General features: G+C 37.1%; 14 protein-coding genes. 5 read left to right on the top strand and 9 right to left on the bottom strand.

The features are described 5' to 3' along the window. Nucleotides 1-69: 69 nt before the first annotated feature. From B2W36_RS11785 to B2W36_RS11760, 6 genes are all read right to left on the bottom strand, one after another. Nucleotides 70-3,261: a DEAD/DEAH box helicase gene (locus B2W36_RS11785; protein ID WP_293887843.1), complete on the bottom strand. Its 3,192-nt coding sequence runs from the start codon at nucleotides 3,259-3,261 to the stop codon at nucleotides 70-72. A 481-nt stretch (nucleotides 3,262-3,742) separates the two neighbouring features. Continuing rightward, nucleotides 3,743-4,543, bottom strand: a complete 801-nt coding sequence (locus B2W36_RS11780) for a hypothetical protein (protein WP_293887842.1) — start codon at nucleotides 4,541-4,543, stop codon at nucleotides 3,743-3,745. A 227-nt stretch (nucleotides 4,544-4,770) separates the two neighbouring features. Then, nucleotides 4,771-5,928 carry a hypothetical protein gene (locus B2W36_RS11775; protein ID WP_293887841.1) on the bottom strand — a complete coding sequence of 386 codons (1,158 nt, stop codon included), beginning with the start codon at nucleotides 5,926-5,928 and terminating at the stop codon, nucleotides 4,771-4,773. A 91-nt stretch (nucleotides 5,929-6,019) separates the two neighbouring features. Further along, a complete protein-coding gene (locus tag B2W36_RS11770; RefSeq protein ID WP_293887840.1) occupies nucleotides 6,020-6,766 on the bottom strand; it encodes a prolyl oligopeptidase family serine peptidase in 747 nt (248 codons plus the stop codon). A 31-nt stretch (nucleotides 6,767-6,797) separates the two neighbouring features. After that, nucleotides 6,798-7,370 carry a hypothetical protein gene (locus B2W36_RS11765; RefSeq protein ID WP_293887839.1) on the bottom strand — a complete coding sequence of 191 codons (573 nt, stop codon included), beginning with the start codon at nucleotides 7,368-7,370 and terminating at the stop codon, nucleotides 6,798-6,800. After that, the gene (locus B2W36_RS11760) at nucleotides 7,357-7,881 is read right to left on the bottom strand and encodes a hypothetical protein (RefSeq protein WP_293887838.1); all 525 of its coding nucleotides are present in this window, start codon (nucleotides 7,879-7,881) and stop codon (nucleotides 7,357-7,359) included. The genes B2W36_RS11765 and B2W36_RS11760 overlap by 14 nt, the downstream gene beginning before the upstream one ends. 261 nt (nucleotides 7,882-8,142) lie before the next feature. On the opposite strand from B2W36_RS11760, the gene B2W36_RS11755 reads away from it, so the two are divergent. Then, nucleotides 8,143-8,388: a hypothetical protein gene (locus B2W36_RS11755; protein ID WP_293887837.1), complete on the top strand. Its 246-nt coding sequence runs from the start codon at nucleotides 8,143-8,145 to the stop codon at nucleotides 8,386-8,388. A gap of 4 nt (nucleotides 8,389-8,392) precedes the next feature. Here B2W36_RS11755 and B2W36_RS11750 read toward each other — a convergent pair whose 3' ends face one another. Genes B2W36_RS11750 through B2W36_RS11740 form a run of 3 tightly spaced genes read right to left on the bottom strand, consistent with a single transcriptional unit; the run spans nucleotide 8,393 to nucleotide 10,418 of the window. Then, nucleotides 8,393-9,088 (bottom strand): hypothetical protein, encoded by a 696-nt coding sequence (locus tag B2W36_RS11750; protein WP_293887836.1) that lies wholly within the window; start codon nucleotides 9,086-9,088, stop codon nucleotides 8,393-8,395. A gap of 9 nt (nucleotides 9,089-9,097) precedes the next feature. Further along, a complete protein-coding gene (locus B2W36_RS11745) occupies nucleotides 9,098-9,745 on the bottom strand; it encodes a hypothetical protein (protein ID WP_293887835.1) in 648 nt (215 codons plus the stop codon). Nucleotides 9,746-9,776: 31 nt separating this feature from the next. Continuing rightward, nucleotides 9,777-10,418: a hypothetical protein gene (locus tag B2W36_RS11740; RefSeq protein WP_293887834.1), complete on the bottom strand. Its 642-nt coding sequence runs from the start codon at nucleotides 10,416-10,418 to the stop codon at nucleotides 9,777-9,779. 551 nt (nucleotides 10,419-10,969) lie between these two features. On the opposite strand from B2W36_RS11740, the gene B2W36_RS11735 reads away from it, so the two are divergent. The 4 genes from B2W36_RS11735 to B2W36_RS11720 are packed head-to-tail and all read left to right on the top strand — an operon-like array spanning nucleotide 10,970 to nucleotide 18,049. Beyond that, entirely contained in the window at nucleotides 10,970-11,344 is a 375-nt protein-coding gene (locus tag B2W36_RS11735) for a hypothetical protein (protein WP_293887833.1), read from the top strand. 18 nt (nucleotides 11,345-11,362) lie between these two features. Continuing rightward, complete coding sequence (locus tag B2W36_RS11730) at nucleotides 11,363-13,465, top strand: TlpA family protein disulfide reductase (protein WP_293887832.1); 2,103 nt, start codon at nucleotides 11,363-11,365, stop codon at nucleotides 13,463-13,465. 9 nt (nucleotides 13,466-13,474) lie between these two features. Continuing rightward, on the top strand, nucleotides 13,475-16,693 hold the full coding sequence (locus tag B2W36_RS11725; RefSeq protein ID WP_293887831.1) for a SusC/RagA family TonB-linked outer membrane protein: 3,219 nt from the start codon (nucleotides 13,475-13,477) through the stop codon (nucleotides 16,691-16,693). A 3-nt stretch (nucleotides 16,694-16,696) separates the two neighbouring features. Next, nucleotides 16,697-18,049 carry a RagB/SusD family nutrient uptake outer membrane protein gene (locus B2W36_RS11720; RefSeq protein ID WP_293887830.1) on the top strand — a complete coding sequence of 451 codons (1,353 nt, stop codon included), beginning with the start codon at nucleotides 16,697-16,699 and terminating at the stop codon, nucleotides 18,047-18,049. Nucleotides 18,050-18,079 lie beyond the last annotated feature (30 nt).

Below are 18,079 nucleotides of genomic sequence, written 5' to 3'. Positions count from 1 at the left end.
TTTTATATACTTTAAAATGGACTGCACCCACGAATAGTTCTGGTCCCAGGCTCAAATTTTTGTTAGTATTTAACTAAAATAGCATTTTAGTTTTGTCTCGGTCATTTCAATTATAGTTGTATAAATTGAACCTAGAAAAGACGTTATTTCCGGAGTTATTTTAGATGCTTTAATACCCGGTTGTGCTATCGAAAATCCAAATTTAACATTTGAATATTTTATAGCCTTTTTGATATATGTGGTGTCTCGACCATCTCCATGATAGTAGCGCTGTCCTTTGAGTACTCCCATTCCGTCTCGTCTTTCCATATGTTTAAGTAATTCTTCTGGTTTCCATTTATATCTCAGCGATATAATTGCCTGACCACAAACTTCAAATAAATCACCTTTCGTCGCTCCTAATTTGGATTTTGAATATTTACAATGAATAAGTTCAAACCTAATACAATCTGCTTCTTCGAAAATGGCAATCACATCAGCTGATTCTCCAGAATTATCATCATTAAAAACGATTCGTGCACCTTGTGAAACCATTTCTTGCATAACATATTCTTGAATAGAATTTTTACGGGCTTTTCCGTTTTTGTACATAGATTCAGTTGCAAATATGACATTCGTCCACTGTAATACGTTTATTCTGTCTTGAGGTATTGTCAATGAAGCGCTTTCCAACATATTGTAATCGGTGTGGATACTTCCCGAAATGGTTGAACCATTTATTAAAAACATCGTCGGAGGATTCTCTTCAAATAGCTTTTTTAATGTTATTTTTTCACTCTTTAGGCCCTCTACAAAAATATCAAAACCATCTATTCCCTCTACAATATGTCCATTTTCTCCACCTAATGTAATTGAGAAGTTAATTTCCTTATCATAAATCGTTAAACAAAAATCTGCCTTTTTTGGATTTATCCCGATATTCCTTATTGTGCATTCTGAAAGCATCACCGGATTTGCACCTTTTCGCGTTACGACCAATTTATGGATCTTACTATATAATTCTTCGTTAAAGTCCGTTGATAGGATTGTAAGATCTTTAGGATATTTCGTAAGCTGAATTTTTTTTGCGGAATCCTTCAGAAGTTGATTGGAATCAATTGATTCATCTGTAATCATCGCTCCAATCTTAAGGCACCATTTCTTCCATTCAGTTAGATCTCCAATTCTAGCGGGACTCCATACTTTTCCTTTTACAGATGCGCCTACACTTTCTGGTTCTCCATCTCTAAAACCAATTCCGACAAAATCTGATTTTTTTACATTAATACCGCTTTTCCATTTAGATAATTCAGTAGTTACGTCGGCGCCACTAAGTCTGGAATAACGATGAAGATGATTTGCTGGTTTGAAAATCCCTGCGTGAACTATACTCAATCTCTTAATCTCGTGGAATGATCGAAATACACAATCTCCATTTAAATGTATAGGATCACTAATACTTATTTTTTTTGCTAATTCCAGTGTATCTACTGACTTATCTGAATTGTGGATATATAGTAACTTACTCGTTTTATCCCAATACATTACGATCAGGTTCCAAGTCTGATCTTTTATTTTATCTGTCTTTGCCCATTTTACCTTTTCTCGTTTTTGGGTCGAAAAATAAAATACGTTTTCAGCTTCATTAATATAAGGTTGCGTAAGCGAGAATTTATTAAGATTGAACGCATTTTTGAAGTTATTCCACTCAATTTTATTTGTTTTAAAAAACATTGAACTCAGAGCAGGATAAACTGTTTTGGGGTTCAATTCAATATTCGGCGAATCGAAACCTGAATAAGGTTTACAGCCTTGCAAGAAAGCTAAAAGAGACTCGGCTTGTGTTTTCTTTGCATCAGCGATTTCACTGATGACGTGTTCCCATCCATCTCCTTCTTGAAGAAGGTTCTCTAATTCTGTAGAAAGATTGTCATCAGCATAATTAACAATAAAAGAAGCGTCTCCTAAGCCTGTTTTAACCCTTGCAAAACGGCCGATAAATTGCAAAAGCACACCTAAGGATTGATGTAATCGATGTACTGCGGCAATTTTAAATTCAGGATAGTCAAATCCTTCTTTAAGCATGTCAACACATATTATTATGTCATAATCCCCTTTTTTTATCGATTCAATTAAAAATTTTCTACCTCTTGTTTGAGAATGTATCAATGCAATTCTTTCTTTTGGGAACCACTCTTTATATTGTCCATATAAAGATGTAGCATAGCCGAGCTTGTCGGCCCTTACCATCATCTTATGTTTATCAAAACCGTTTGCCCTATCAGCCTGCAATTTTTCATAGGCAGCGAAAGCGATCGCGCGATCCTTCTTAAGTGGATGCCGTTCATCTACCGAAATTAGAGATATTTTAGAAAAGCAATTATCTTTTAGTGCTTGGGACAAAGGATAGTTATAGACTATTTTGCCTTCGATCGGTTTTCTGTCATAGCGATACGGAGTAGCGGTGAATTGTACAATTTTAGCTTTATTAAGCAAGGACTTTAATAAACTCCATTCTTTTGCTTGCATATGATGTGCTTCATCAAAGAAGACATGTGAAAATGCAGTTGTTATCCAGTTTTTAATGTCTTGGTTTGCCCGAGCGATTAATGCAGGGGTTGTAATTACAATTTCAGCTTTTTCCATAACCGAGATTGCCGAGATTTCACTAAGAGTTCTCTCTAAAACCATGACACATGGATTAAGTGTTTTATGGCTGATTACACCTAAATCTCGTAAAATACCCCAATCTGAAAATTTCCTTGAAGTTTGATATTTTAAATCTATAGAAGGCACAATAACCAAAATTTTTTTAGCGTCATCTGCGAGACAGAGGGCCAACATGGTCTCAGTTTTACCTGTGCCAGTAGGCAAGACAATTGTTGCTGGTTCATTTGACAACGACCAATGTGATAATAAGGAATAAATTGCACCAATTTGAGCCGGTCTTAATGAACTGCCATCTGTACCTTTTCCTTGAATTGCGATGTCCTTTCTTCTTATATCTTGCGGAATGTCGATCGCTTGAATATTTCCATCAAATATATAATTGTCCCCTTTGCGATGTAACGCTGTAATAAAAGAGTTCCCATCCTCACAGGTAATTTTATTCCGCTCTCCAATATTATCTATAGTGGCTTTATGATCACCATTATTGATACAAAGTCGTGATAATGTTCCAAATTTATGTTTCTCATAATGGTAAAACATTGGTTTATCCAAAGTAAAAGAAACATCATAGAGAAGAGTCATACTTGTTTGATTTGAGGGATGCTTTTTCATATTAACGGTATCTATAGACCTCCAATAATTGTAAATGGTTGTTTTTGATTATAGCGTTTTGATAGGCCAAAAATTTGTGCTTTTTTACACTTATTGTAAGTTTCTAAGTTGGTCAATTCTATTATATGGTTATCTCTAATATAAACACACTTTATCAAAAAAGCAATTATGATTATTTGGTTCTTAAAAATATAGAGCTCTTCAAGTTGTCTTTTTGTTAGAAATAAAGTCACCTTATAACATAAAGGTGCAACCTCAGGTTCTTTATCTAACAGTCAGTAGAATTGTTTACCTTTTCTAATCTACATTGATATAAAGGTCAATAAAAAGTCTTTAGATAAATTACGGGAAACCATAATTGTCCATACAAAATGCACTTTCATTCTTTAATAAAAGTACATTTGTTATCTTTCTCTAAATTATTTCTTTAAAAGCAGACTAGCATGCTGCCCTATAAATAAATTCAATAGGTAAAATCTTCTCAATTAAGTTTCATTTCCTGCTCATCAGTCTCCGCCGCCAGTGCAATAAAATGATGTAACAGGAAGGATTCAATCAAAGAAAGTGCATAATTTCGATCGATTGGCAACTTACTTGGATCTAAAATTTCATCAATATAATCTTTTGGATTCCATAAACTACGAACTAAATCAGGAAAATTGGGTTCCACCATTTGCATTAGCTCCTCGAACTTCCAATTAGCAACGTCAATAAATTCTTTAAGATCTGTTTTTGATAATGGTAACGTCGAAATTTGCATGACGCTTTTGTTTTTTTTATTGCTTTGGGTTTTCTTGTGCTTAATTAATTGATTTTCATTAGAAGGTTCTTCCCCTTTGCTCAAACGATAATCGTAACCATTACTTTGATGGCCGTTTGTTTTGGCAAATACATCTTTAAAAATTTCTAGTTTTAATTCGTCTTCAAATATAAAGCCGTTCTCAGCCTCTCGGATAGAGATGTAAATCTCCCACTCGATGACACTGACTTTATGCATATTGTCAAATAATAATTTCGACAATTCTAGAGCATGGGGAGAGGCTTTCAGCATTTCGGCCCATTTTTTAAATCCAGCCAATTTAGCAATGTAATGCTGGGCATTCATGAGAGTGAAATTATCTTCGTCGATATCGAAATCTAGAGCCAGTGCGTCTACGTCGAAAAATGTTGGCGCATATTCATACAGATTGCGGCCGTAATTGGGATCAAAATAAGTTTTTTGAGTTTTAAAATCTTTGTGAAGATTTTTCGCTTGAAGTTTAAAGTAATTAATAGTTGTCATAATACATTCCTTTACACCAACCTATTACTCAGAATATTTGCGTTCGTAATCTTAGTCGAGTAATAAGCAGGTAAGGTTGCATTATTAAACTATTGGCTGATGAAATCTTTGCACGAACGAGCTAGCTTGCCAACAAGCATAGACAATTATAGGAAGATTTTATCAATTTTCAAACTTATCGTGCAGAATGTATTAGGTGTTAGAGTGATTTGAAGATGGAAAGAACACTAATCTACATTTTTTACATTCGAAGCCGAGGGCTTTTCTTCTCCATCAATCAGTATAATGTTTTTATGTTTATCTAATTTGAGTTCCTTTAGAATCTTTGAAGCACGAGCACTTTCGTTTTTATTGAAGTGCAAAATGGCAATTACAGATAGATCAGTATTGTTAGCTTTTTTATAGATATCAACTTGATATTGGAGATTTTGTTTAAGCTTAGAGCTTTTCGCGAGCTTAAGTTCGATTACTGTTTTGTCATTTGCACCGTTGGAAACGGTAAAATCGACTGGCCCTCTTCCGTTGTCAACTTCTGAATTTATATCCCAGATTGAGTCTGAACAAATTGATTTTAAAACCAATTGGAACGTAGACTCATTTTGATTTTCAGGGCTCCTGAAGACCTTATTGCCATTGTTATTTTCAATGAATCTCTTCAATAATTTGATACGATAGATCGCCTCTTCATATGAACTTTTTGTTTTCTTACCTGTTGGATACGTAAACATCTCATAGCGCTCGATCTCAAGTATTTCCCCCTCATTATTATTAGCTGCATTTAGAGAAGGAATCGAAAACCTTTTATTTTGCGATGGATTTTCGTGGTGTAACCTTGTCGCTTCTTCTAAAGAGCTACATTCAATTACTTCAGCCATTAAAGCGTTAAATTCATCTTCTTCAGAGTCTTTGAAATAATCAAATAGCTCCTTGAGGTCTCTATCTAACAGTGAGAACACTAATTCAAGCGTAAGGAAATTTGAATTTGTTTCTTTTCTGAAATTGAGATACTTATTCTTGTATGCAATTACTACCGGAACATCATCAGACTCAAAGGTAGATTTAAAATTCGTTGCTGCGGATGAAACGTTATTGCTGATACTCGATTTTGCTTGATCTCCCGACCAAATTTTTAATTCGGACAATTTGTCCATCACAGGATAATATATATTTGAAAGAAGAATATCAAATTTAGGGCTTATTTCCTCTTGAAGGAGATCATACTGCTGTTTATCACGATAATTATTGTGAGGTTTTAATTGATTCCTTTGTCTTATTTGCTTTTCGAGTTCTTCACAAACCGGTAAATACTTTTGGATATAATCATTTTTGTTTGAATCTAGAAAGCTAATGAATTCGAAGATATTCTGTATTTCTTTGGTAATCATCTTAAGCCGGTTATAACTATAGCATTTTTTAGGACTAGCACATTCTAATATACATAATTCAATAAAATTAATGCTAACCTATGCTTAAAAGTTATTTAACATTTGTCACTTTCCTCTGCCTCAACAACCACTCATAGATCTCATGCTTAGTCTCATAAAGATATTGAATTCCGTGGCCTTCACCTTCTATTCGATGGAAGGTGATATTGCCATTGCACTTCCCTAGGGAGTTGGCTATTCGTTCTGTTTCATGTATGGAAATTTCTTTATCAGCCGTGCCATGATACGTTAAAATGGGAATATCTTTGAGGGTGCAAATGCGAGTGGTGTCACTATCGTTTACTCCTCCACATAATGGCACAATAGCTGCTATTTTCTCGGGGTGATCCAATGCGGCGACGTATGTTCCATAACCTCCCATACTTATTCCGGTTACATAAACACGACTTTTGTCGATGCGGTAGTTTGCGGTTACTTCATTGTATAGCGAATCAAACCAATTTTCCGTAGACCAATATCTACCTTCTGGACATTGGGGTGCGACCATAACAAAATCGAAATCCTTTCCCTTGTCTACTAAATAGGGAAGACCATAGACCTTAAGCTTTTCTAAATCATTTCCTTTTTGTGATCCACCGTGAAGATAGATAACCAAAGGATATTTAAAGGTGTCTAAATTATAACTTTTTGGAATGTATGTTAAGTGTTTGTAATTGACTTTTTGTTTTTCTTGTACAAAGGGTTGCGATATAAAAAAGCTGAAAACGATTACTGTGAGCAGGCTGGAATAAAGATAAATCTTAGCGCTAAAAAATTTAATGAGTACTTGAAAAGTCATAAAGAAAGGAGATAAGGCGTTTACTAATTTTTTATTGCTGAGCTAATGCTGCAATACATTCCTCCCTTATTTTCCAGAGCTCATCTAATGTATATGGAATCTTATTGATCTCGATCCAGCGAGATAAGTAATCTTTGTGATACTGAACCTTGAAGTCAGTAATTTTATCGGGGCTGATCTCGATTTCTTCTAAAAGGTCCAGTTCAAATTCGTCAACGTTTACACCAATGCCAGTAAAGTCCAGCATGTGATTATTATTTCGCAAATAATTGTGGGCTTCTGGGATATATTTTAAATTAAATTTGTTTAGAAGATTCGTTATTACTGGAGTGTTGTCACTATTCATTTTAAATATGCCAAGAACTAATTTAAGGTAATTATTTCCATTCTCGTCAGCCAATCTTTTTAACACTGCATGTTTTGTGCTACAAGTGCCACATAGCTCTTCAAATAAAACAAGCTTATTATTCTTATCGTTGTTTCTCCTATAATCAAGTTTGTCTACCCATTTACAAGCTTCAACAAAACTTTTAACCTTCAAATTGTTGAACGATTTAGAAACAATTCCATTCTTACCTACAATTTCAAAATCAGGTGCTCTCATTTTTTATTTCAATTTTATTTGTTTCGCTATTATAGATCATATTTAAGTGCCTATTCCAATTACAAAACTCATCACAGGTAAATTCAAGTATTGGTCCATTCCAAGTTTTGAATCTGATATTGTCCATTTCAATTGGGCTTGAAATTTTCTCTTGATGTTGTATACTATTGATGATCTTAATAACATAAGAATAGTCTGCTAATATAAAATCCCCGAAAGGTGTTGCCGTTAAGTTTTGATATTGTGACTGTTCTTCGAGATCCACTTGATCACCATTGATACTAAGCTGATATAGATAATCTGAGGTCAAAACCAAGATGATATTTTTTATCGATGAAATCGAGACGGCTTTCGGAAAACCTCTAAAGACACCGCACCACTCTGAACAATCATCGTTTGTAAATTTGATATATGTCCAACCCTGAGAATTCCATGGACTATTATTATCATAGATTCTTTCTTCGTATTCTCCGGAATAGGGACGGTTGATTATTTGGCCTTCAATGATCATTTTTGTATTTATCTGTTTATTTTTTCCATCATTTTAGTTTGTCTGTCGAGATAATAACGCTCCTTCATGATTGGTTATATTAACATTATAGCCTAATTTAAATAAAGTAATTTAACTGCTGCTAATGAAAAATAACAATGAATGTATTTCTCCATTTGATATCTGCTTCTTTTATGAAATTCCCTAATGTTTTGGAATTTTTCACATGCAGCTTTTTTATGATGTCTCTTACCAGTGAATAGGGTAAGTAATGGTATATTTATGTCAAACGGTAAATTTATGTCTCGATCGCTACGAAAAACTAAAATATTCGGGATTACCACTTCAGAGTCTGAAAAGCAAGATAAAAAAAGATGGAATAGGACTTTTGGAAAAGTTTGTCGGAAATTGGTGCTTTCCGAAAAAGTGGCTACTCATAAAATTCATAGTGTTACTGAGGTCTGGAGTGGCGCAAAAGATGGAAAGCGGTACAATCATAATGCTAAAAAGAGAGATATGAGAAAATAGCTAATTATTTTCCTATTCCTATGTTTGAAAGGTTGTCAATTGTACTTTGAATAAAAGCATCAGATGCCAAATTTTTAACAGTATTCTTATTGAGTATACCATTCTGTCTTTTTAAGACATACTCGCTAGTTTTAAACCACCGCATAGGTAATCCGTTTACTTCTTTATCTGGTAAATAAGAGTATGTGGAATTCAGTTTTTCAATGTCGGCGACCAATTTCTTTACTTCATCAGCGTAATTTTTTAATTGAGATACACTGCGGCTATCTTCAATCCTTTTTGTCAACAATCGGTCTTCATACAATCTCGATTCGGTGAGTTTGATGACTTCGATAAAAGAAGCGACCGATGAATTATCAAAACCATCCCACCAATAATCGCACAATTTTTCATTTTCATTGTCAAAATAAACTTTCCGTTCCTCTGTTGACATTAAGGAGCCTGGGCGTAAATAACTTTCTTCCGGGATATCATCCCAAACAGCTGCCCATCGGGTTGTTTTGGAATAATAAAAAGATCCAGTAAAATTGCTCTCCATATATCTGGAAATGGTTAAACCTAGGGTCAAGTAGAAACCATTATCTAACTTCTTTGAAAAAAATCCCTGCGCACTAGAAATGGGTTCTTTAAAAAATATATATCCCAATTTTTCTAAAGGTGCTTTGACTTTAGCGATTAGTTTTGTTTTCGTTAGCTTCAATGGTTTAATTTAATTATTTTTAAAATAAACAGACCTCCCATTCTCATCTTTCTTGCTCGTCAACTTAGGAGTTCCTTTAGTTCCATTACAAGTTTTTAAAGAATTTGCAAGAAATAATGGACGTACTGGACTATCGAATTCTTTCTCACAATCTTTGAGAATCTGTAAGGCATTTTTAGGTTCGCTAAAATATCCTGAAGAGATTTGGTGCAGTACCCAATCTTTAACTGATTGCTCCTTGATTATACTTGGGGATTCTAGTAATAAATCTTTTGGTTCAGCAGATAAGATAGCGACAAATTCTATTCTGCCATCTTTGAGGATTTTTTTAGCTTTATAAACAGCAAAGTCAGATTCACTCTTTGCTATAGATATTTGGATTGTAAAATCTGAATTAGTGATATCTGGTACTATTCGATCAATATCACAATCGAAAATCTCACGAAATATATTATTAAAAGGTACGGAGTAAATTAAGGTATGGGTGGGATCTTCTGCGTCACGAACATAAAAGTCCCGTTGTCCCATGAGGAAAGAAAGCTCGAATTGATTATAGCCTCTTTTCTTCCTCAAAAGAAAAATATTGAGCATTTTCTCGACCTCTATTCTGGGCATGGCATTAATATTAATTATTTCAAATTTAAGATCAGCTTGCATAAAATTGGCTATTTCTTTGACCTCAAAGATACTAATCCTTTTTCTGCTTACCGATAAGGATGTATGTATTAAGGTCGCCTTTAAGCACTACCTTCAGTCTTTTATTTTTACCTTTTACTGCATTTTCCAAAGGCTGAGTAAAATCTTGAGAAACCCAATTCTTGTTCTGAACTCTATTACACTCTTCAACAATTTCTTTTAACGTATGAGAAGTTTTAAAAAAATCTGTCGCTTCTATTATGGCATTTAAAGTAATAGTTGGACCAGATCCAGGAGGAATAGAATCGACCTTTTTAGCTACTTTTTCGTTGCTTACTACTTCTGAAGGATATAAATCATAAATTGTATAATGATTTTTGCCTTTAAACTCTAGTTCTAAGTTAGGGTTTTCACTTATAAATTTATTGATATAAAGTATTATATCTGATAAAACTTGGTCACTATAGCTTCCTTCATTCTGTTCATTTTCCATTGTGCCAATATAGTTGGAACTTTTTCCAATGCCTTTGGATAGCTGGCTAGCAGATAAATTGAAATGAATTCTTATACGTCTAACAGCATTAATACTGAAGAGTTGTATGGGAAAGATAAAAACTGATTTTGCCATTGTCCAAGTTGGTAAAGAAAAATATGTATCATGTTTATATGTAATAATTTGATTTTTTAAAACCATTTTGCTATCTTTGTTTTAGTAAAATATTAGATCAGTCATCTATAGTTTAGGTGTTTAAATCAAGAGTCTTGTGCCTGTATTTTCTGACGCCACACCGCAAGACAGCAGATTAAACACCCATGTCTATACTTTTATGCTATATTTGCATAACAGATAGATGTGGGTACTGCTGTAAATCCGTGGTGTGTAAGGCGTCAGAAACTTTATTTCAGGTACGGTGTGCAGTCCCACATTTATCATTAGGCGACTAACCGACAAGACTCGTTACCAATAAAACGAGTTATGAACAAAAAGCAACAATCAAAGAACATCATCACAGCCCCCGAGTAGCTCGGCTGGTTTGGCCAAATAAGATTTGGCTTCTCTCGCCATGGAACGCGTAACGCCAATATTATACACCAATGTGACCCCTCATTCAAACGCGTTCTGGCTCCCTGAATGAATTAATTATTACTAATGTGAACTGAGTAACATCAGTCTCCCAATAAAAAGCTGATTTCGATCGGAGAGGGGGATGCTATGTACTTTCGGTTACGAAGATTTACTGAAAAATGAACAGGATTTTAGCGCTACAACTTGCTTTTGACTTGATAATTTTTGATGTCCATAAGGACGACTATGAGCTTATTAAGGATATTGAAGCATTCTGGAATGAATATGCGCTAGAGACTATATCTGCTAATATATTGCAACTGTTGAGCACGTATCTCGATGGTGGTTTAGAAGAAAATAAACTCCTTGAAGATGTAAAAATGCAGGAATTTGCAACTGCATTGTACCGCGTATTGATTGCTTATTGTGTTGCCAATTATCGTTATATCGATCCTAGTAAAATGCAGCTGTCTGCTGAGGCTAAATTGCGCATCAAAAGAGAGATCGAATTGAGCAGAGAAATCGCCGAGTTCTTCAGTAGATTATCGAAGTAACCACTAACAAACTAAATGATGAATACCCTAAAATTACTAGCCTTTTTAAGGGGCTATATAACCTATATATTTCAAGTACGCGTTAAGCACTACTTAAGTGCAGCTATAGCACGATTTACGCAACAGTTGCGTAAGAATGTTAGACTAAAAAAACGCTATACTAGTGAAATTCAGAATCGAATAAAAGCAGCTGATTCTTCGAACAGCCTTCGGCTTTTGTTTGAGGATCGTTCGGCACGGCGTCGTACCAACGTCGCCTCTTCTTCGGGAACGCTTCGACTGTTGTTCGACTGCGCTTCGACTCCTACCCGAAGCGTAGTCGAAGCCCTGCCGAAGCCGAGTCGAAGAGATGCCAAACCTGTCTCGAATATGTCCCGAAGAAATCCCAAAGCTGAGCCAAAGGCCAGCCGACCAGGGGGAGAGATATCATCTTCTAAGGACTTTTTCCTGACCAACTTCGCCCCAATTCCTGCCTTTCATACGGTCGGCCTCGGGTTTTGCTTTACCGTTACTCGAATTTTATCCGAAGGAGACCCGAAGCCCACCCGAAGAAAATTCGAACAACGCTGGGAGAAAGGGGGGAATTGGTCACCTATTGAGCAGGTATTGGTTGAGAAATTAGTAGTAAATCCTATGCCAATCAATAGAGTGAAACCTAAACGATCTGTTTTGAGGTGTTTTAAGGCGATATGTACCTCTCTTATATTGCAACTTAACACTTTGCTTGGATTAATATGCCCAGTTGTTCAGCGAGCTTTAAAATACCTTTTATTCGTTGCAGATTATAAACGTGCCTATCGCATGATTTTGACATGCTTGTTTTTATGTTTAGTTTCTATGTTTAGTTTATCGGCTCAGACGCCTCGCAAGGACAGCGGGGCCGATGGGCTAACTGATCTCATTGCCCTCAAACCGGGCGATAAAATCCCGGATGCGGTATGGAACCAGTCGCTTGAACTCAATTATTTCAATGGAAAAAAGAAAACAGTCAAGTTCGCCGATCTGAAAGGGAAACTGATCTTGTTAGACTTCTGGTCAACGGGCTGCCCAAGCTGCATTGAAGGAATTCCAAAGATGGAATTGATCCAGCAGCGTTTTCCAAATAAAATGCAGGTTGTAATGGTGAATAGTAAGCGGAATAAAGATACAGCAAAACGGATAAAGACTAGATTTGAGAAATTTAAAGCTGATTTTAATTTTACGCCCTCTCTACCCACAGTATTAGATGATACCATATTTACCGCATTGTTTGCGCATAATACCCTGCCTGCATTGGCTGTGATTGATGCAAAAGGTGAGTTTGTTGCCATGACCAGCTCGCATTCACTGACGGACAAAAATATTCAGGCTCTGATGGATGGAAACGCCGTGTTAAAGAACGAAGGCAATTATAAAAACCTCATTCGGAGTGCTGCTGAACCGCTACTGGATACTGTCGGCCTGCATTACATTTCTGCATTTGGAGGATATAGAGAACATTACCTGCCTGTTTACCCGAATCTGAACCATAAGAATGGGACAACGTTCCTTCAAATGGGCAATCAGAGCCTACAGTTTATGCTCTTTCAAGCCTATGGTCAGGCGCTAAAGGGATTCCGGCAAAATGATCTGGTCATAGATACTCTTCTAGGTAGACAGTTCAAAGAAAAGTTGTTGAACTTAAATAGCACCCAAAATAAGTATTGGTATCAGTTTTATACCTATGACTCAGTATCCCGCTCACAATTTGCAGATATTTTTTGTCGCGAATTTCAGAACTATTTTAAAATTGCTGTTGCGCGTAGAAGCGACAGCATCGAACTGTATAAAATACGATTCTCCGACAAGATCAAAAATATTCTTACCAGTAGAAAAGCTTCAATTGCACGCTTTCAAGGGATAGGTGAAGAGGCTTTCTATCAGAATATTCCTATCGGTCTATTTCTGCAGAATCTCTTTTATGCTTTTGATCTTCCGACCGAATTGCAAGAGAAGGAAAATTTTAATATCGATATCACCATACCTGCTGGTTTTGTCCGTTGGACAGAACAAGAGAAGTTAACTTTTCTGAATGAAAGAGGGATAGTGTTTAGTGCTGTGAAAGAATACAAAACTTATCCTTTGGTTTATCCAATCTACTAGTCCGAAATAATGAAAGTAGGATTATTAACGCTGCTATGCAGCGTAAGCATCTTGCTGGGCAAGGCTCAGCATATGCAACGTATGGAGATTAAAGGATTTGTATTAAATAGTACGGATAGGTCTCCTGTGCCGAATGCCAATATTCGCGTGATCAATAAACAGCAGGTAACACGTACTGATGACAAGGGGCAGTTTGTTGTAAATGGTATTGTCGATAGGGACTCGTTGGCAGTCAGTTCGGTGGGATATCACAGCCGCACTGTGGCCGGAGGTTATTTTAAAGATAATGCAGTCTTATTGCTTCAAAAGGAAGAAAACTATTTGCAGGAGGTACAGGTAAACACCGGCTATCAGACACTTCGGGCAAACGAAGTCACGGGTGCTATAAATGTAATTTCCCGAAAAATGTTGGATCAGCAGGTCGGGACCAATATCCTGCAGCGTCTTAACAATGTTGTACCTGCTCTTCGCTATGACAATCAGCCGATCAAAAATGGAATGCAGCAGAAGCTAAATATCTCTGTTCGGGGACTAAGTACCATTAACGGTAATCTTGATCCTTTAATTGTGCTGGACGGGTTTATCTATGAGGGTGATATTACCAACATAGACCCTGCGATGATTGAGTCGGCTACGGTTTTGAAAGATGCTGCGGCGAGTGCTATATGGGGCGCCCGGGCAGGAAATGGTGTAATTGTACTGACCACCAAGAAAGGTATGATAGGGACAAATACCCGCAATAAAATTACGTTTGGAAGTACGATGATCTTTAAAGATCGCCCGAATCTGTCGCAGCTGTATCAGGTTCCCAATGCCGATTTTATTGCTATTGAAAAGATGCTGTTCGATGGGGGACATTATGATGTTTTTCTACAATCATTTCCTTATGTAGCAATGACTCCTGTAATTGATATTTTGGACCGTACAAAAAATGGAAAGATTTCGTCATTGGATTCCGCAGAGGCAATCAATAACTTCTTGGCGCAGGACGGTTTGAAGAATTATTCAGATGCTTTTTATACATCACCGATGTCCATGCAGTATAACTTGCATATCGCTGGCGGCAATGCAAAAAATAGCTATGGGCTAGGATTAGGCTATACGAAAACAACAACTGAATTAGATAGCCGAAATAGAAAATGGAATATGCTATTTTCAAATATTTATCGTCCGATCGCAAACTTGCAGGTAGATTTGAATGTGAACTATACCGATCATAGGGATCAATCGGGGAGACCTGATTATTCCAGCCTGAGCTATGGCAGCAAATCGGTTCCCTATATGCAGTTCTTTGATAATGACGGTAAGGAAATATCGTTTGATGGAAATTTTAGAAGGTCGTATCTCGACCAGAATTTTGGTGCTAATTATTTAGACTGGTCTTACTACCCGCTGTCCGAATATAACTATTCGAAGACGACCAAAAACTTGACTGAGCTCTTTGCATCGGCCGGTATATCTTATCAGATCTTGCCCTACCTCAAGTTTACCGCTTCAGGACAATATCAAAAACAGGCTTCCAAGAGTGAGTTTTTAAGTGAGATAGAAAGTTATAGTGCTCGTCTGCTGATCAATAAATTTACACAGGTGGATCCGGTGACAGGAAAAGTAAGCTATCCAGTGCCGCGTGCGGGAATTAACAAAATTGGTGAAAGTGAGGGGCAGTCGTACACGGTGCGTAGTCAGCTCAATTTAGATAAACGATTACGTGCGCATCACTTAATCGGCATCGTTGGTGGGGAGATGCGGCAGAATACACAGCGTGGAGCAGCCTATACTGTGTATGGATACAACAGCATCCCCCTGACGTCGCAGGCTGTTGACTTTATAAACCTTTACCGCACGAGTCCTGACGCACTATTACAGACAATCGTGGGAAGTCCGGATTTCACAAAAACGGTCAATAGGTTTGTTTCGACATACATCAATTTTTCTGATATATGGAAGGAGAAATATGCCATTTCTTTCAGTTTTAGGCAGGATGGAGCCAATATATTTGGAGCCAATACAAATGATAAATGGTCCCCACTATGGTCTGTCGGTGGTTTTTGGGATCTCGGCAAAGCACAGTTTATTGAGCTGTCTTGGTTGAATAATCTTAAACTCAGAGCTACATTTGGTTACAGTGGTAACGTTGATCTGACCAGGACGCCCGAACCCATTGCAAATATCGAGACAGCCCGATATACGAATTACCCCATGTTGAATATCCGAAACCTAAATGATCCTTCGCTGCGATGGGAGAAGGTCGGAACTTTCAATTTAGGATTGGATTATGCTTTACTTAAAAACCGGATCTCAGGCTGTGTTGACTATTATGTGAAAAATGGAAAAGACCTGTATGGTACCACAGATTATGATTATACAACCTGGGGAGCACAGGCAACAGTGGTCAAAAATGTCGGCGCCATGCGTGGTCATGGACTCGATCTGGCTCTGAATAGTATCAATACAATCAATAGGCTCAAATGGAGTACGAGTCTAATAGTAAGCCTGAATAAAAACAAAACGACCGCATATTATAGAAGTGTGAACCAAGGGCTCGGCAATTTTCTCGGCAATGGCAATGGCATCACGCCGATAGTAGGAAGACCTTTAAATGCAATAGCGGCTTATCGATGGGCTGGACTGAATGAACAGGGGCAGCCACAGGGGTACCTGAACGGTGAAGTCAGCACAGAATATCTCAAGATCAGAAATGCGTCTTTACAAAGCGCTTCGGATTCAGAAAGTATTGTCTTTATTGGTTCCTCCAAACCTCAGCTGTTTGGCAATCTCACCAATAGCTTTGCGTGGAAAGCATTTTCGATGTCTTTTAACATGAGCTTTAAAGCTGATTATTATTTTCAAAAGCCGTCCACGTCTTACTACTCACTCTTCGAGCCGGGTGTGGCTTATCCCGATTTTGAAAATCGCTGGATGAAGCCTGGCGATGAAAAGCAGACCACCATGCCTAAAATGGAATATCCGATAAATGATAATCTCAGTGCTTTTTACACCCAATCGGAAATCCAGATACTCAAAGGTGACCATATCCGCTTGGAATATATTAATGCCGCCTGGGAACATAGGCTACCCGGTAAGAACGAAATGAAATTTAGGCTGTATGGGATTATTGCTAACCTAGGTGTAATCTGGAGGACCAATAGGCAACATATTGATCCTGAATTTGCATATCGTCTAACACCTCCAAAAACATTTTCATTGGGAATTCAAATAGATTATTAAGAGATGAGAACAATAATTATAAGTATAACCTTGGGCTTTGCTACACTAATTTTCGGAGCTTGTGATAAATATTTAGAAGTACAATCCAACAATAAATTGGTTGTACCCAAAGAAATAGATGACTTACAGAAACTACTGGACAATGTACGTGTAATGAACAATAATTTTTGTTCGCGCGGTGAAAAGGCCTGTGACGATTATTTTATTCCTGAGAGCAATTACAAAGCATTGAATGATGTGGAGAAGCTGGATTATATCTGGGAAGACTCACAATATAATTTTTCCAACGATTGGTCGAGCATGTACAATGTTGTATATATAGCCAATCTCGTACTGGAGCGTCTTGATAAAATAGGTAGAAATGAACAGAATGCTGCAAAATGGGACGGTATTAAAGGCGCTGCCCTATTTTTTCGTGCCAATAGTTATCTCAGTTTGTTATGGACCTATGCCAAAGCCTATGAGCAGAATACCGCTGAGACGGATCTAGGTATTGTTCTTCGGGAAACATCGGATTTTAATGTAAAATCGGTACGGGCCTCCGTGGAATATAGCTATAGAAAGGTGATCACGGATCTGGAAACTTCGATTTCGCTTCTGCCATTGGAATCGGATCATGTGGTACAGCCAAGTAAGCCAGCTGTATACGGAGTTTTGGCAAGAGCTTATCTTTCGATGCGCCAATATGATCTGGCATTAAAATATGTTGAGCTGTATTTACAACGGCGAAACGAGCTACTTGATTATAATAACAGCAATGAGGTAAAATTGACGGCCTCTTTTCCCTTTAGTTTATTCAATAAAGAGACTACATTTTATATGGAACTGAAGCCAACGATATTGAGTAATGCGTATTCAAATATCGACTCTGTACTCTATCGCTCTTATGATTCCAATGACCTGCGGAAGCAAGCGTATTTTAAAGTGTTAAATAATGTAATCAATTTTAAAGGGCAGTACTCAGGAAGTACGCTCTTATTTGGGGGGGTGGCGACAGATGAAATGTATCTGATGCGAGCGGAATGTCTGGCGCGCGCGGGAAAGTTGGTAGAAGCGCAAGCAGATCTTAATAAACTTTTGGCAACGCGATATAAAGCAGGAACCTATAAACCTTATCTTTTGACGGAGGCGGAGGAGGTGCTGAAAGTGATATTAATCCAAAGACGGAAGGAGCTGGTCTATCGAGGGCTGAGGTGGATGGATATCAAACGATTGAATCTGGAAGGGCAGAAGATTATCTTAAAAAGAGTAGTCGATGGGAAAGAATATAGGCTTGTGCCCAACGAAAACAGGTATGCATTACCTCTGCCGGCAGATATTGTGAGGATAGCAGGAATTCCTCAAAATCCACGTTAATTTACAATAAGAAGCTGTCTCAAATTTATT

It is taken from the genome of Sphingobacterium sp. UBA3549 (assembly GCF_002376635.1).
In the GTDB taxonomy this organism is placed as follows: Bacteria; Bacteroidota; Bacteroidia; order Sphingobacteriales; family Sphingobacteriaceae; genus Sphingobacterium.
Note: the sequence above shows the minus strand (reverse complement) of the source record. Positions and strands in the feature narration are given on the sequence as shown.

Coding starts and splice junctions, on each gene's coding strand:
- B2W36_RS11725 (WP_293887831.1), top strand. CDS start 13,475: ATGAAAGTAGGATTATTAACGCTGCTATGCAGCGTAAGCATCTTGCTG.
- B2W36_RS11760 (WP_293887838.1), bottom strand. CDS start 7,881: ATGATCATTGAAGGCCAAATAATCAACCGTCCCTATTCCGGAGAATAC.
- B2W36_RS11785 (WP_293887843.1), bottom strand. CDS start 3,261: ATGAAAAAGCATCCCTCAAATCAAACAAGTATGACTCTTCTCTATGAT.
- B2W36_RS11745 (WP_293887835.1), bottom strand. CDS start 9,745: ATGCAAGCTGATCTTAAATTTGAAATAATTAATATTAATGCCATGCCC.
- B2W36_RS11775 (WP_293887841.1), bottom strand. CDS start 5,928: ATGATTACCAAAGAAATACAGAATATCTTCGAATTCATTAGCTTTCTA.
- B2W36_RS11765 (WP_293887839.1), bottom strand. CDS start 7,370: ATGAGAGCACCTGATTTTGAAATTGTAGGTAAGAATGGAATTGTTTCT.
- B2W36_RS11770 (WP_293887840.1), bottom strand. CDS start 6,766: ATGACTTTTCAAGTACTCATTAAATTTTTTAGCGCTAAGATTTATCTT.
- B2W36_RS11780 (WP_293887842.1), bottom strand. CDS start 4,543: ATGACAACTATTAATTACTTTAAACTTCAAGCGAAAAATCTTCACAAA.
- B2W36_RS11755 (WP_293887837.1), top strand. CDS start 8,143: ATGTCAAACGGTAAATTTATGTCTCGATCGCTACGAAAAACTAAAATA.
- B2W36_RS11720 (WP_293887830.1), top strand. CDS start 16,697: ATGAGAACAATAATTATAAGTATAACCTTGGGCTTTGCTACACTAATT.
- B2W36_RS11735 (WP_293887833.1), top strand. CDS start 10,970: ATGAACAGGATTTTAGCGCTACAACTTGCTTTTGACTTGATAATTTTT.
- B2W36_RS11730 (WP_293887832.1), top strand. CDS start 11,363: ATGAATACCCTAAAATTACTAGCCTTTTTAAGGGGCTATATAACCTAT.
- B2W36_RS11740 (WP_293887834.1), bottom strand. CDS start 10,418: ATGGTTTTAAAAAATCAAATTATTACATATAAACATGATACATATTTT.